The 12,922-nt window shown below is 58.4% G+C and carries 15 protein-coding genes; 10 read left to right on the top strand and 5 right to left on the bottom strand.

The features are described from left to right. Positions 1-82: 82 nt before the first annotated feature. From KB890_RS00380 to KB890_RS00390, 3 genes are read right to left on the bottom strand one after another with little or no spacing between them, the layout of a single operon-like run. The gene (locus tag KB890_RS00380; RefSeq protein ID WP_004180143.1) at positions 83-208 is read right to left on the bottom strand and encodes a DUF2474 domain-containing protein; all 126 of its coding nucleotides are present in this window, start codon (positions 206-208) and stop codon (positions 83-85) included. Further along, a complete protein-coding gene (gene cydB / locus KB890_RS00385; RefSeq protein ID WP_020324774.1) occupies positions 208-1,218 on the bottom strand; it encodes a cytochrome d ubiquinol oxidase subunit II in 1,011 nt (336 codons plus the stop codon). Before cydB ends, KB890_RS00380 begins: the two co-directional genes overlap by 1 nt. Next, a complete protein-coding gene (locus KB890_RS00390) occupies positions 1,218-2,615 on the bottom strand; it encodes a cytochrome ubiquinol oxidase subunit I (RefSeq protein WP_004151214.1) in 1,398 nt (465 codons plus the stop codon). Before KB890_RS00390 ends, cydB begins: the two co-directional genes overlap by 1 nt. Before the next feature lie 687 nt (positions 2,616-3,302). Between KB890_RS00390 and KB890_RS00395 the strand changes: the two genes are divergently transcribed. From KB890_RS00395 to patD, 6 genes are all read left to right on the top strand, one after another. Continuing rightward, positions 3,303-4,715, top strand: a complete 1,413-nt coding sequence (locus KB890_RS00395; RefSeq protein WP_004180141.1) for an aminotransferase-like domain-containing protein — start codon at positions 3,303-3,305, stop codon at positions 4,713-4,715. 304 nt (positions 4,716-5,019) lie between these two features. Beyond that, positions 5,020-6,165 carry a putative ABC transporter substrate-binding protein YdcS gene (gene ydcS, locus KB890_RS00400; RefSeq protein ID WP_002907384.1) on the top strand — a complete coding sequence of 382 codons (1,146 nt, stop codon included), beginning with the start codon at positions 5,020-5,022 and terminating at the stop codon, positions 6,163-6,165. 16 nt (positions 6,166-6,181) lie between these two features. After that, positions 6,182-7,195: an ABC transporter ATP-binding protein gene (locus tag KB890_RS00405; protein ID WP_004184243.1), complete on the top strand. Its 1,014-nt coding sequence runs from the start codon at positions 6,182-6,184 to the stop codon at positions 7,193-7,195. Between the two features lies 1 nt (position 7,196). Beyond that, positions 7,197-8,126, top strand: coding sequence for an ABC transporter permease (locus tag KB890_RS00410; RefSeq protein ID WP_020324750.1), 930 nt, complete (start codon positions 7,197-7,199; stop codon positions 8,124-8,126). After that, complete coding sequence (locus KB890_RS00415; RefSeq protein WP_004143773.1) at positions 8,116-8,922, top strand: ABC transporter permease; 807 nt, start codon at positions 8,116-8,118, stop codon at positions 8,920-8,922. The genes KB890_RS00410 and KB890_RS00415 overlap by 11 nt, the downstream gene beginning before the upstream one ends. Before the next feature lie 22 nt (positions 8,923-8,944). Beyond that, entirely contained in the window at positions 8,945-10,372 is a 1,428-nt protein-coding gene (patD, locus tag KB890_RS00420) for an aminobutyraldehyde dehydrogenase (protein WP_004175939.1), read from the top strand. A gap of 340 nt (positions 10,373-10,712) precedes the next feature. Here patD and KB890_RS00425 read toward each other — a convergent pair whose 3' ends face one another. After that, entirely contained in the window at positions 10,713-10,835 is a 123-nt protein-coding gene (locus KB890_RS00425; RefSeq protein ID WP_004175940.1) for a small membrane protein, read from the bottom strand. Positions 10,836-10,983: 148 nt separating this feature from the next. On the opposite strand from KB890_RS00425, the gene KB890_RS00430 reads away from it, so the two are divergent. Beyond that, positions 10,984-11,181, top strand: a complete 198-nt coding sequence (locus KB890_RS00430) for a hypothetical protein (RefSeq protein ID WP_004189776.1) — start codon at positions 10,984-10,986, stop codon at positions 11,179-11,181. A 137-nt stretch (positions 11,182-11,318) separates the two neighbouring features. Continuing rightward, positions 11,319-11,570, top strand: a complete 252-nt coding sequence (locus tag KB890_RS00435) for a hypothetical protein (protein WP_002906893.1) — start codon at positions 11,319-11,321, stop codon at positions 11,568-11,570. A gap of 51 nt (positions 11,571-11,621) precedes the next feature. On the opposite strand, the gene yncL is transcribed toward KB890_RS00435, so the two are convergent. Beyond that, positions 11,622-11,714, bottom strand: coding sequence for a stress response membrane protein YncL (gene yncL, locus KB890_RS00440; protein ID WP_002906891.1), 93 nt, complete (start codon positions 11,712-11,714; stop codon positions 11,622-11,624). Positions 11,715-11,908: 194 nt separating this feature from the next. Here yncL and KB890_RS00445 point away from each other — a divergent pair, with 194 nt between their 5' ends. Then, positions 11,909-12,082 (top strand): GhoT/OrtT family toxin, encoded by a 174-nt coding sequence (locus KB890_RS00445; RefSeq protein ID WP_002906888.1) that lies wholly within the window; start codon positions 11,909-11,911, stop codon positions 12,080-12,082. Between the two features lie 88 nt (positions 12,083-12,170). Further along, entirely contained in the window at positions 12,171-12,920 is a 750-nt protein-coding gene (locus KB890_RS00450) for an alpha/beta fold hydrolase (protein WP_020324765.1), read from the top strand. Positions 12,921-12,922: the final 2 nt, after the last annotated feature.

The following is a 12,922-nucleotide window of genomic DNA, read 5'->3' on the forward strand; positions in this document are numbered from 1 at the left end:
CTTCAGATGTATCGCCGTATTTCATCAGGCAAAAGTGAAGATAAGATGGAGAAGTCCCTTTTCGGACCTCTCTGCATCCCACTCAGACTTTTAGCCCTGCGGCGGTCATCAGCAGGCGAAACAGCAGGCTTATGGCGGCCAGCGTCAGTACGCTGCCTCCCCAGAGCGCGATCAGCCACAGCAGACGTTTAGGCCAGGCAGTACGCATCAGTGATATCCCTCCCCGGGCTGAACTTTGCCGCGGAACACGTAATAGCTCCAGCAGGTGTAGCCAAGAATGACCGGAATAATCAGCAGGGCGCCCACCAGCATAAAGCCCTGGCTTTGCGGGGGAGCGGCAGCCTGCCACAGCGTGATGGCCGGCGGGATAATATGCGGCCAGATGCTGATCCCCAGTCCGCTGAAGCCGAGAAAGACCAGGCCCAGCGTCAGCGTGAAGGGCGAAACATGGCGGTCGCGCTGATGCAGCGTGCGCCACAGCCAGCCGCTAACGAGGATCACCAGCAGCGGCACCGGCAGCAGGAAATAGAGATTCGGCAGGCTGAACCAGCGGGCAGCAATCGCCGGGTGCGCCAGCGGAGTCCACAGGCTGATGACGGCAAACACCACCAGCAGGGCACCCAGCAACTGCCGCGATGCGCTGCGCATTCTCTGCTGCAGCGCGCCTTCACTTTTCATAACCAGCCAGGTGGCGCCGAGCAGCGCATAGGCCACGCACAGTCCGAGTCCGCAGAACAGGCTGAACGGGGTCAGCCAGTCAAACATGCCGCCGCTGAAGGCGCGACCGCTGACGGTGAAACCGTTGATCACCGCCCCGACCACCACGCCCTGGCTGAACGTTGCCAGCAGGGAGCCGCCAAAAAAGGCGCGATCCCAGAATGGCCGGTGCGATGGCGTGGCCTGGAAGCGAAACTCAAAGGCGACGCCGCGAAAAATCAGGCCGATCAGCATCAGGGTCAGGGGGATCGACAGGGCGTCGATGATCACCGCGTAGGCGAGAGGAAAGGCGCCAAACAGGCCGGCGCCGCCTAGCACCAGCCAGGTTTCATTGCCATCCCATACCGGCGCGACGCTGTTGACCATTACGTCGCGATCCCCGCCGCCCCGCACCGTGCTGAACAGCAGGCCGATGCCCAGATCAAAGCCATCCATGACGATGTACATCAGCGTGGCAAAGACGATAATCACGAACCAGATCACCGATAATTCGATACCCATTAGCGGGACTCCTTCTGCAGATAACCTTCAGTGGCGGCGGACAGCGGGCGGGCTGGCGTACCGGTTGTCGCCGGGAGCATCTCCTGCGGCCCCTTGCGGATCAGGCGCAGCATATAGCTGTAGCCGACGCCGAAGACGGCGCTGTACACTACGATAAAGGTCAATAAACTGACCGACATATGCAGATCGCCATGAGCGGAAACGGCATCGGCGGTGCGCTGAACGCCATACACCACCCAGGGTTGGCGGCCCACCTCGGTGGTCACCCAGCCGGCGAGAATAGCGATCAGGCCGGATGGCCCCATCCACAGGGCAAAACGCAGAAACGGCCGCGAGTGGTATAGCCGGTCGCCGCGACGCAGCCACAGGGCCAGCACGCCCAGCAGCAGCATCAACATGCCTAGCCCGGCCATCAGGCGAAATGACCAGAACACCACAGTAGAATTCGGGCGCTCCTCAGGAGCGAACTCTTTCAACGCCGGCACCTGTTTATCAAGACTGTGGGTGAGGATCAGGCTGCCCAGGGCCGGTATCTCAAGCCCGTAGCGGGTGCGCTCCTGGTCCATATCGGGCCAGCCAAACAGCAGCAACGGCGTTGGCTCACCCGGCGGATTTTCCCAGTGCCCCTCAATGGCGGCGATTTTCGCCGGCTGGTGCTTCAGGGTATTCAGGCCATGCATATCGCCGATCAGCGCCTGGACGGGGGCGACCAGCAGCGTCATCCATAGCGCCATCGAGAACATCTTACGGATCGCCGGCGACTGATTGCCGCGCAGCAGATGCCAGGCCGCCGAGGCGCCGACAAACAGCGCGCTACTGAGAAATGCCGCTACTGTCATATGCAATAATCGGTAGGGGAACGACGGATTAAAGATCACCGCCAGCCAGTCGACGGGCACGACCTGGCCATCAACGATCTCAAACCCCTGCGGGGTCTGCATCCAGCTGTTAGAGGCGAGGATCCAGAAGGTGGAGATGATAGTACCCAGCGCCACCATGCAGGTGGCGAAAAAGTGTAGCCCCGGCCCCACGCGGTTCCAGCCGAAAAGCATCACCCCGAGGAAGCCCGCTTCCAGAAAAAATGCCGTCAGGACTTCATAGGTCAGCAGAGGGCCGGTTATGCTGCCTGCAAACTGTGAGAAACCGCTCCAGTTGGTGCCGAACTGGTAGGCCATCACCAGCCCGGAAACGACCCCCATACCGAAGTTGACGGCGAAAATCTTCGACCAGAAATGGTACAGCGAGCGCCAGACGGGATTTTTTGTTTTTAGCCATAAGCCTTCGAGCACCGCCAGATAGCTGGCCAGTCCGATGGTAATGGCGGGGAAGATAATATGAAATGAGACCGTAAAAGCGAATTGAACTCGCGCCAGATGGAATGCATCAAGACCGAACATGCAGGACTCCACAACAAAATTGATTCAGCGCAATTTTAGGTGGGGTGACGACTGAGGGGCAGAGGCAGTCACGCCATTTTTTATCATAACAGTTGGCCGCTGTTATGAATTTTCAGCTGTTGCCGGGGCGAGAAAATATCCTTGCGCAACCTTGATTAATCCCTGCGGAAGGTGATTAGGCGTCTATTCCGCTGTCTGTCATATTATTGCTAACGGCTGGCTACGCGGCCCTGCCGCCGGTATGGCGTAGTCACCTGGTCGGCATAATATATCCTTACCACCCGCCGTAGCTCATATTTTGGCTTACGAAATCCGCCACGGATTTTTACTCTGATTTATTGTCACTCATTAGTATGAGAATAAGTAAAAACGCTGAGCCGGTTAATCGTAAATTAAATAATAATAAATTGTCGGCTCCGCGGCTAATTTGTACTGTATGAGCTCGGGAATAAATAAAAGGGAATGCCAATGTCTGAAAAAGGATTACAGAGTCTGTGCATTACGCTTGGCGTAATGATTATCTTCTGGTTTGTTTTAATCTCGCTATTCTGGGTGGTGATATTTTAAACCCATCCCGTGCTATCACGGCGACGCGGCCGCCGCTGCAGATATAACAGTTACAGGAAACTATGATTTTTTTATAACTGATATATGATAATGGGACGTTATCGTACGGGGACGGCCGCAATGAAAAAGTATCAACAGTTGGCGCAGCAACTGACCGAGCAGATCGCCCTTGGCGTCTGGTTGCCTGGAGATCGGCTGCCGTCGCTGCGCGAGCAGGTGATCAGCAGCGGCATGAGCTTTATGACCGTCAGCCATGCCTATCAGCTGCTGGAAAGCCAGGGGCGCATCGTCGCCCGTCCGCAGTCGGGTTATTATGTTGCCCCCCAGCCGGTGAAGCTTCGCCAGCCGGCGCCGCCTGCCCAGGTCACTCGCGATGAAGCCGTCGATATCAATACCTATATCTTTGAGGTGCTCCAGGCCAGCCGCCAGGCGTCGATGCTGCCCTTTGCCTCGGCCTTTCCGGACCCGCGTCTCTTCCCGCTGCAGCAGCTCAACCGCTCGCTGGCGCAGGTGAGTAAAACCGCCACCGCCATGAGCGTCATTGAGAATCTGCCGCCGGGCAATGCAGAACTTCGGCATGCCATTGCCCGTCGCTATGCCCTGCAGGGGATGAACGTCTCGCCGGACGAGATCGTCATCACCGCCGGGGCGCTGGAGGCGCTTAACCTCAGCCTGCAGGCGGTGACCGAGCCGGGAGACTGGGTGGTGGTGGAAAACCCCTGCTTCTACGGCGCCCTGCAGGCGCTGGAGAGGCTGCGTTTGAAAGCATTGTCGGTGGCCACTGACGTCAGGGAAGGCATTGATCTGACGGCGCTGGAGGCGGCCCTGCAAAATTATCCGGTGAAGGCCTGCTGGCTGATGACCAACGGCCAGAATCCGCTCGGCTTCACCCTCAGCGCTGAAAAAAAAGCGGCGCTGGTGGCGCTGCTGGCGCGCTATAACGTGATGTTGATCGAAGATGATGTCTACAGCGAGCTCTATTTTGGCCGCGAAAAGCCGTTACCGGCGAAGTTCTGGGATCGCCAGGAGATGACGCTGCACTGCAGCTCGTTCTCAAAATGTCTGGTACCCGGCTTTCGTATCGGCTGGGTGGCGGCCGGCAAACAGGCGCGGCGGATCCAGCAGCTCCAGCTGATGAGTACGCTTTCCACCAGTTCGCCGATGCAGTTAGCCCTGGTGGATTACCTGTCCACCAAGCGCTATGACGCCCACCTGCGCCGTCTACGTCGTCAGCTGGCGGAGCGTAAACAGCAGGCCTGGCAGGCGCTGCTGCGCCATCTGCCGCCGGAGGTCATCGTCCACCACAGCGACAGCGGCTACTTTCTGTGGATCGAACTACCGGAAGGGGCCGACGCTAGCGCACTTAGCGCCCGGGCGCTGGCGTCGCACATCAGTATTGCCCCAGGGAAAATGTTCTCCACCTCCGACAGCTGGACCTCGTTTTTCCGTTTTAATACCGCCTGGGGCTGGGGGGAACGCGAAGAGCAGGGGGTGAAGCGCCTGGGGGAACTTATTCGCGAACAGCTTGCCTGACCCTGTCGTTTATTTTTCTCATGATAAACATTCTGCGAAAATAAGCGAAAGAGGATTTTTATCGAGGCCGGTCATTATTTTACCGGCGCTCACCATAGGAAATATGCATACCCCTCCTTATTCCCTAACTCGTTGTCTATAATCCATAAAGTCCTGCTTGTGTTGGCGATTTTTACGTAATGCGTCCCGGGTCACAACCTGAATAAATTCCCCTGGGGGCGTTAATCCGCTGACTACCCTTATTTCAGGAGATATTTTTACGGCACGGCTGCCGCTAATTCCTTTGTGACAGGAGTAACACCTGATGAGCAAAAAAATTGCCCGTTGCAGCCTTTATGTGCTGGGTATGGCTTGTTTGACCGTTCAGGCGGCAGAGCCGCTCACCTCGCTGGATAAACCGGAAGGGCGGCTCGATATTATTGCCTGGCCGGGATATATCGAACGCGGGCAGACCGACAAACAGTACGACTGGGTGAGTCAGTTCGAAAAAGACACCGGGTGTCAGGTTAATGTCAAAACCGCTGCCACCTCTGACGAGATGGTCAGCCTGATGGCCAAAGGCGGCTACGATCTGGTCACCGCCTCGGGTGATGCTTCGCTGCGCCTGATCATGGGCAAACGCGTGCAGCCGATCAACACGGCGCTGATTGCCGGCTGGGGCTCCCTTGATCCGCGTATTGCGAAGGGGGCGTGGTTTAACGTCGGCGGTAAAGTCTATGGCACGCCGTATCAGTGGGGGCCGAACCTGCTGATGTACAACACCCGCGTATTCCCGACGCCGCCGGACAGCTGGCGCGTGGTGTTCGTCAAGCAGGATCTACCGGATGGTAAAACCAACCAGGGGCGGGTGCAGGCCTATGATGGCCCGATCTATATCGCCGACGCCGCGCTGTTTGTCAAAGCCACCCAGCCGCAGCTGGGGATCGAAGACCCCTATCAACTGACCGAAACCCAGTACAACGCGGTGCTGAAAGTCCTGCGCGACCAGCAACCGCTGATCCATCGCTACTGGCATGACGCCACCGTACAGATGAACGACTTCAAAAACGAAGGGGTAGCCGCCTCCAGTTCGTGGCCCTATCAAGCCAACGGCCTGAAGGCGGAAGGCCAGCCGGTCGCCACCGTGTTCCCGAAGGAGGGGGTAACCGGCTGGGCGGATACCACCATGCTGCACAGCGAGGCGAAGCACCCGGTCTGCGCCTATAAATGGATGAACTGGTCGCTCACGCCGAAGGTGCAGGGCGATGTGGCGGCCTGGTTCGGTTCGCTGCCGGTGGTGCCTGAGGGCTGTAAAGCCAGCGCGCTGCTCGGTGATAAAGGCTGTGAGACCAACGGCTATGAGCAGTTTAACCGCATTCACTTCTGGAAAACGCCGGTTGCGGAAGGCGGGAAATACGTGCCCTATAGCCGCTGGACTCAGGACTATATTGCGATAATGGGCGGCCGCTAAGGATCGGAGGCAAACAATGACGTACGCGGTCGAGTTCCAGAATGTATCGCGCCTGTATGGCGATGTGCGGGCGGTGGATGGGGTTAGCATTGGCATACGCGATGGAGAATTTTTCTCGATGCTGGGTCCGTCCGGCTCGGGTAAAACCACCTGCCTGCGGCTGATTGCCGGTTTTGAGCAGCTCTCCGGCGGAACCATCCATATCTTTGGTCAGCCGGCCAGCGAACTGCCGCCCTGGCAGCGGGATGTGAATACCGTGTTCCAGGACTACGCGCTATTTCCCCACATGTCGATCCTTGACAACGTCGCCTACGGCCTGATGGTCAAAGGCATGGCGAAGAAAGCGCGCCATGCCCGCGCCCAGGAGGCGCTGGAGAAGGTGGCCCTTGGCTTTGCTCATCATCGCAAGCCCTCCCAGCTCTCCGGCGGCCAGCGGCAGCGGGTCGCGATTGCCCGGGCGCTGGTGAACCAGCCGCGGGTGCTGCTGCTCGATGAGCCGCTGGGCGCCCTGGATTTGAAACTACGCGAGCAGATGCAGGTGGAGCTGAAAAAGCTGCAGCAGTCGCTGGGGATCACCTTCATCTTCGTGACCCACGACCAGAGCGAAGCGCTGTCGATGTCGGATCGCGTGGCGGTGTTTAACAACGGGCGCATTGAGCAGGTGGATGCCCCGCAGGATCTCTATCTGCACCCCAGGACCGCATTTGTGGCCGGTTTTGTCGGCACCGCCAACGTTTTTGCAGCCGAGGCGGCCCGACGATTGTGCGGGATGGCGGGCAGCTGGTCGCTGCGTCCGGAGCATGTTCGCCTGCAGGGCGGCGGCGAGGTGCAGGTGCAGGGTGTGGTGCAGGCGGTGCAGTATCAGGGGGCGGCGACGCGGATCGAGCTCCGCCTCGCGGATGGCGACAAACTGCTGGTCAGCCAGGCCAACATCGATGGCGCGGCGGCGGCCAGCGTTCCGCGAACCGGGGAAATAGTACAGGCGTCATGGTCGCGCTCGGCGATGACCCCGCTGGAAAGCGGAGGCTGAGATGACCATGGCAATAATTCCTGCGCAGACCGGGCGCATATCGGGGATCTTCTGGCGCCGACCGGCGCTGGGCCTGTTTTTACTGCTGCTCGGGCCGCTGATGTGGTTTGGCATCGTCTATCTGGGATCGCTGCTGACCCTGCTGTGGCAGAGCATTTATACCTTTGACGACTTCACCATGTCGGTGACCAGCGATTTCACGCTGGCTAACCTGCGGGCGCTGTTCAACCCTGCCAACTACGACATTATTGTGCGGACCCTGGTGATGGCGCTGTGCGTCACTCTGGCCAGCGCGCTGCTGGCGCTGCCGATGGCCTGGTATATGGCGCGCTATACCAGCGGCAAAATGAAGGCCTTCTTTTATATCGCGGTCATGCTGCCAATGTGGGCCAGCTATATCGTCAAAGCCTATGCGTGGGTGCTGCTGCTGGTGAAAGATGGCGTGGCGCAGTGGTTCCTCGGTCATCTTGGACTGGAGGGGGCGCTGAACGCGCTGTTGAGCGTCCCGGCGGTTGGCGGCAATACCTTGTCCACCTCCGGCCTTGGACGCTTTCTGGTGTTCGTCTACATCTGGCTGCCGTTTATGATCCTGCCGGTGCAGGCGGCGCTGGAGCGTATTCCGGGATCGTTGCTACAGGCCTCGGCCGATCTGGGCGCGGCCCCGCGGCAGACCTTTCGCTACGTGGTGCTGCCGCTGGCCATTCCCGGCATCGCCGCTGGGTCGATCTTCACCTTTTCGCTGACGCTAGGCGACTTTATCGTGCCGCAGCTGGTGGGCCCGCCGGGATACTTTATCGGCAATATGGTTTACTCGCAGCAGGGGGCGATCGGCAATATGCCGATGGCGGCGGCGTTTACCCTGGTGCCTATCGTCTTGATTGCCCTCTATCTGGCGTTCGTGAAACGTCTGGGAGCCTTCGATGCACTCTGAACGCGCGCCCTGGTATCTGCGACTGGCGACCTGGGGCGGGGTGATATTCCTCCACTTTCCGCTGCTGATTATCGCCATCTATGCTTTTAATACGGAAGATGCAGCCTTTAGCTTTCCGCCGCAGGGGCTGACGCTGCGCTGGTTCAGCGAGGCGGCCGGGCGCAGCGACATTCTGCAGGCAGTGACACTGTCTCTTAAGATCGCCGCCCTGTCGACCGCCATTGCCTTAGTGCTTGGCACGCTGGCTGCAGGAGCCCTGTGGCGCAGCGCCTTTTTTGGCAAAAATGCGGTGTCGCTACTGCTGCTGCTGCCTATCGCCCTGCCGGGGATCATTACCGGCCTGGCGCTCCTGACGGCGTTCAAAGCGGTCGGCCTTGAGCCTGGCCTGCTGACGATCGTGGTGGGGCACGCGACCTTCTGCGTGGTGGTGGTGTTTAACAACGTCATCGCCCGTTTCCGCCGGACTTCGTGGAGTATGGTGGAAGCCTCGATGGATTTAGGCGCTACCGGTTGGCAGACCTTTCGTTACGTAGTGCTGCCCAATCTGGGGTCGGCGCTGCTGGCGGGGGGAATGCTGGCATTCGCTCTGTCGTTTGATGAAATTATCGTTACCACTTTTACCGCGGGGCATGAACGCACCTTGCCGCTGTGGTTGCTGAATCAGCTGGGGCGGCCGCGAGATGTGCCCGTCACCAACGTTGTCGCGCTGTTGGTGATGCTGGTGACGACGATACCAATCTTAGGGGCCTGGTGGCTCACCCGCGACGGCGATAACGACGCCGGAAACGGGAAATAAAACCATGAAACAGGATAATGCTATGCAACACAACCTATTGATAAACGGTAAGTTAGTGGCAGGTGAAGGCGAGAAGGTTCCGGTATATAACCCTGCAACCGGCGAAGTGATCCTGGAGATTGCCGAAGCGACAGCAGCCCAGGTCGATGCCGCCGTTGAGGCGGCGGACCGGGCATTCGATGCCTGGAGTCAGACGACGCCGAAGACGCGTGCGGAATGTCTCCTGAAGCTGGCGGACGCCATCTCGGCGCAGGCTGAAACCCTGGCGCAGCTGGAGTCGCTGAACTGCGGCAAGCCGCTGCACTGCGTGATTAATGATGAAATGCCGGCCATCGCCGACGTCTTCCGCTTCTTCGCCGGCGCCGCTCGCTGCCTGCCGGGGATGGCGGCCGGAGAGTATCTCGAAGGGCATACCTCAATGATCCGCCGCGATCCGGTGGGCGTGGTGGCCTCCATCGCGCCGTGGAACTATCCGCTGATGATGGCGGCCTGGAAGCTGGCCCCGGCGCTGGCGGCGGGCAACTGCGTAGTGATAAAACCCTCGGAGATCACCCCGCTGACGGCGCTGAAGCTGGCGGAGCTGGCAAAAGATATCTTCCCGGAGGGGGTTATCAACGTGCTGTTTGGCCGCGGTAAAACGGTGGGCGACCCCTTGACCGCCCACGTTAAAGTGCGAATGGTCTCCCTGACCGGATCGATTGCCACCGGAGCCCATATCATCGGCCATACCGCCTCGTCGATTAAACGCACCCACATGGAGCTGGGCGGTAAGGCGCCAGTGATCGTCTTTGACGATGCGGACATCGATGCGGTGGTGGATGGGGTGCGGACCTTCGGTTTTTACAACGCCGGCCAGGACTGCACGGCCGCCTGCCGGATCTACGCCCAGCAGGGTATCTATGACCAGCTGGTGGAGAAACTTGGGGCGGCGGTGGCCAGCCTGAAAATGGGGGCGCCGGAGGACGCTGCCACCGAACTGGGTCCGCTGAGCTCGCTGGCCCATCTTGAGCGCGTTAGCGCGGCGGTGGAAGCCGCAAGGGCGCTGCCGCACATTAAGGTGGTCACCGGCGGCAGTCGGGCTGACGGCGCGGGCTATTACTTCCAGCCGACGCTGCTCGCCGGCGCCCGGCAGGAAGACGCTATTGTCCAGCGCGAAGTGTTTGGTCCGGTAGTCAGCGTGACGCCTTTCAGCGATGAAGCGCAGGCCCTGAGCTGGGCGAATGACTCTCAGTATGGCCTGGCCTCCTCGGTATGGACGAAAGATGTCGGTCGCGCCCATCGTCTTAGCGCCAGGCTGCAGTACGGTTGCACCTGGGTCAATACCCACTTTATGCTGGTCAGCGAAATGCCGCACGGTGGCCAGAAGCTGTCAGGCTACGGCAAGGACATGTCGATGTATGGCCTTGAGGATTATACCGTGGTCCGCCATGTGATGGTTAAGCATAGCTAAAGGATTGATCATTTAGCGCCAGGCGACTATTGCGCGATGGGTGTGTTAGGCCGCTAATAGTCACAATGGCAAAAATTGTCAAAACTCAACCCAGGGGATATGAGATTATTCTGATGCCCCTTCAAGAGCTAAGCCATCATGAGTGCCGGAGATAAGCGCCGGATGGGGTCCGCCAGTCACCCTGGGCGCACAGCGCCCGGCGGGTGGGGCGGCAACATCGCGGTTCGCGACCGAATTGCGGCCCCTGTCTGTCCGCAGGGGCTTTTTTGTGCTCGCAGAAGAGCGAAGAGATGAGCCGGCCAGTCGCGCCGGGATAACGAGAATACCGCTTTAACTACTTTCAGCGCTTGGTTTTTTTGCTGGGCAGGCTGGCGCTGCGCCGGTCACGAATGTAGGAAATAAGATTATACACCGCCGCGACCAGCAGGATTAGCGCGATGACCAGCGTGATGATTCCGGACATATCCACCTCGAAATTCACAGCGCGAACTGCGCTAAAGCATTACCAATGGTTATGAATGTAAGTATTATCTGACGCGAAGGCAAATGATATTTGTTGTCATTTAGCGCTATTTCTGGCTCTTATCCGTGATGATGGAGATGAAGAGGTTATGTTACAACGGCTTGCCATCGCCATTTATCTTCTTACGATGACGGCCCGCGCGATATATTGCGCCTGTGGCGAAGGCGGCGATCCTTTTCCCCTTGCCGACGGCGAAATATTTTCCTTATTAGCGAAATTAACTCCCCTGAACAGAAAGTATTTCACGGCTAGAGATAAGCTTTTAATATTTACGGTTATCGCATGATATTTGTTCTGAATATTTTATAGCCCTGAGGCAGAGGCAAATACCGGATGCCGCCAGGTAGCGCGCCCCGGGTTTGACTTTCCGCCGCCGCTCATGCGATCATTTAGGGCATATTAGGTTTTGACGTTGATGTCGCTGTGAAAATTTTTGCTTTTATTCTGCTGGCTATCGGCGCTGTGGCGCTGAGCTATGGTAATGCCCCGGCGAAACGAATCCAAAGCTGTGAGAAGATGGGCGTAGGGCAGGCCGTCTGCGCCGCCGCCGAATGGGATAGTGAAAAAGTCAATGTACTGCCGCGCTATAACCCCAGTCTTAATAAGGTAATAGCTGCCGCGCAGTTAGCCCCCGCCGCCCGACAGCAAGATAACAACTCTGTTGTTCGCGCGTAAAAAAGCAGCCTCCGGGGCTGCTTTTTTAGGTTTCGTTGCTGAATTAAATGATTAAAACCAGCCAAATCTTACGGACAGCAGGCTGATAAGCGCGAACGCGGCGCAGACATTAATCATAACGACGGTTTTACTGGAGACATCCATAGCGCCACCCTAATGAGTAAGTCCTAAAGGTATAGTACGGCGCCAGCGGTTGCGCTATCAGATTAAGACGAATCAGGCTTTATTCTGAATATTCAGCCCGTTTCTGATTTTGTTATACAGGTATCTCTGAATCACGACGTCATGGCAGATAATCATCCCACCATGGAACGCCCTCAGGGAAGGAAAAAGTAAGAATGACGTTATATCAAAAAATGTTGGTGTTTTACGCCATTATGGGCGTGATATGCGCCGTGATTAGCTGGTTTTTAACCAAAGAGAGCCGGATGATCCGCCTGCTGGCGGCCCTGCTGATCGGCGCCACCTGGCCGTTCAGCTTCCCGATGGCGCTGCTCGTCTCGCTGTTTTAACCCTCAGGCGCTAGACGGCAGAAAAGGGTAGCACAAAGGATAAGGTTACTGTATAAAAAACCAGTAACCTTATCATGGAGGCATACAGGTGAACGGTTTTTATTCGTCCGTCGCTGGCGCCACGCTGCGCTGGCACGATTTCCCGGGAGATGGCCTTCCGGTGGTGTTTATCCACGGCCTTGGCTGCGCGTCATCCTACGATTATCCCCGCATTGCCAGCGATCCTGCGCTCCGCGAACGGCGCAAAATACTCATCGATCTGCCGGGCTTCGGCTATAGCGATAAACCGCGCGTGTTTAGTTACAACATACATGAGCAGGCTTTAGTTTTGGAGCAGTTCCTCAGCCACCTGCGCCTGCAGCGCTTCGCGCTGTTCGGGCATAGCATGGGAGGGAGCATCGCCATCGAAGCGGCGGGGCTACTGGGCGAGCGGGTGACCACGCTGTTGGTCTCGGAACCCAACCTGTTCGCCGGCGGCGGCGAGTACAGCAGGCGCATTGCGGCGCAGTCAGAGACAGCCTTTGTCGCTGACGGCTATGCCAGGCTGCTGGCGGAGGAGCGCTCGCCGTGGGCGGGTTGTTTACAAAACAGCGCCCCCTGGGCCGTCTGGCGGGCCGCCAGCAGCCTGATACGCGGCAGCGACACGCCCTGGTTTACCCAGCTATGCCAGCTGCGCTGCCAGAAAATGCTGATAGTCGGAGAGCGGTCGCTCCCTTATGCGGATAGCGACCTCGTTCAGGCACAAGGGATCCCGGTCGGCATCGTGCCCCATGCCGGACACTCGATGGCGTGGGAAAATCCGCAGGGGCTGGCGCAGCTTATCGCCAGCCATAGTTAAGA

The organism is Klebsiella sp. P1954, from assembly GCF_018199955.1.
In the GTDB taxonomy this organism is placed as follows: Bacteria; Pseudomonadota; Gammaproteobacteria; order Enterobacterales; family Enterobacteriaceae; genus Klebsiella; species Klebsiella pneumoniae.

Coding starts and splice junctions, on each gene's coding strand:
- KB890_RS00380 (WP_004180143.1), bottom strand. CDS start 208: ATGCGTACTGCCTGGCCTAAACGTCTGCTGTGGCTGATCGCGCTCTGG.
- cydB (WP_020324774.1), bottom strand. CDS start 1,218: ATGGGTATCGAATTATCGGTGATCTGGTTCGTGATTATCGTCTTTGCC.
- KB890_RS00390 (WP_004151214.1), bottom strand. CDS start 2,615: ATGTTCGGTCTTGATGCATTCCATCTGGCGCGAGTTCAATTCGCTTTT.
- KB890_RS00395 (WP_004180141.1), top strand. CDS start 3,303: ATGAAAAAGTATCAACAGTTGGCGCAGCAACTGACCGAGCAGATCGCC.
- ydcS (WP_002907384.1), top strand. CDS start 5,020: ATGAGCAAAAAAATTGCCCGTTGCAGCCTTTATGTGCTGGGTATGGCT.
- KB890_RS00405 (WP_004184243.1), top strand. CDS start 6,182: ATGACGTACGCGGTCGAGTTCCAGAATGTATCGCGCCTGTATGGCGAT.
- KB890_RS00410 (WP_020324750.1), top strand. CDS start 7,197: ATGACCATGGCAATAATTCCTGCGCAGACCGGGCGCATATCGGGGATC.
- KB890_RS00415 (WP_004143773.1), top strand. CDS start 8,116: ATGCACTCTGAACGCGCGCCCTGGTATCTGCGACTGGCGACCTGGGGC.
- patD (WP_004175939.1), top strand. CDS start 8,945: ATGCAACACAACCTATTGATAAACGGTAAGTTAGTGGCAGGTGAAGGC.
- KB890_RS00425 (WP_004175940.1), bottom strand. CDS start 10,835: ATGTCCGGAATCATCACGCTGGTCATCGCGCTAATCCTGCTGGTCGCG.
- KB890_RS00430 (WP_004189776.1), top strand. CDS start 10,984: ATGTTACAACGGCTTGCCATCGCCATTTATCTTCTTACGATGACGGCC.
- yncL (WP_002906891.1), bottom strand. CDS start 11,714: ATGGATGTCTCCAGTAAAACCGTCGTTATGATTAATGTCTGCGCCGCG.
- KB890_RS00445 (WP_002906888.1), top strand. CDS start 11,909: ATGACGTTATATCAAAAAATGTTGGTGTTTTACGCCATTATGGGCGTG.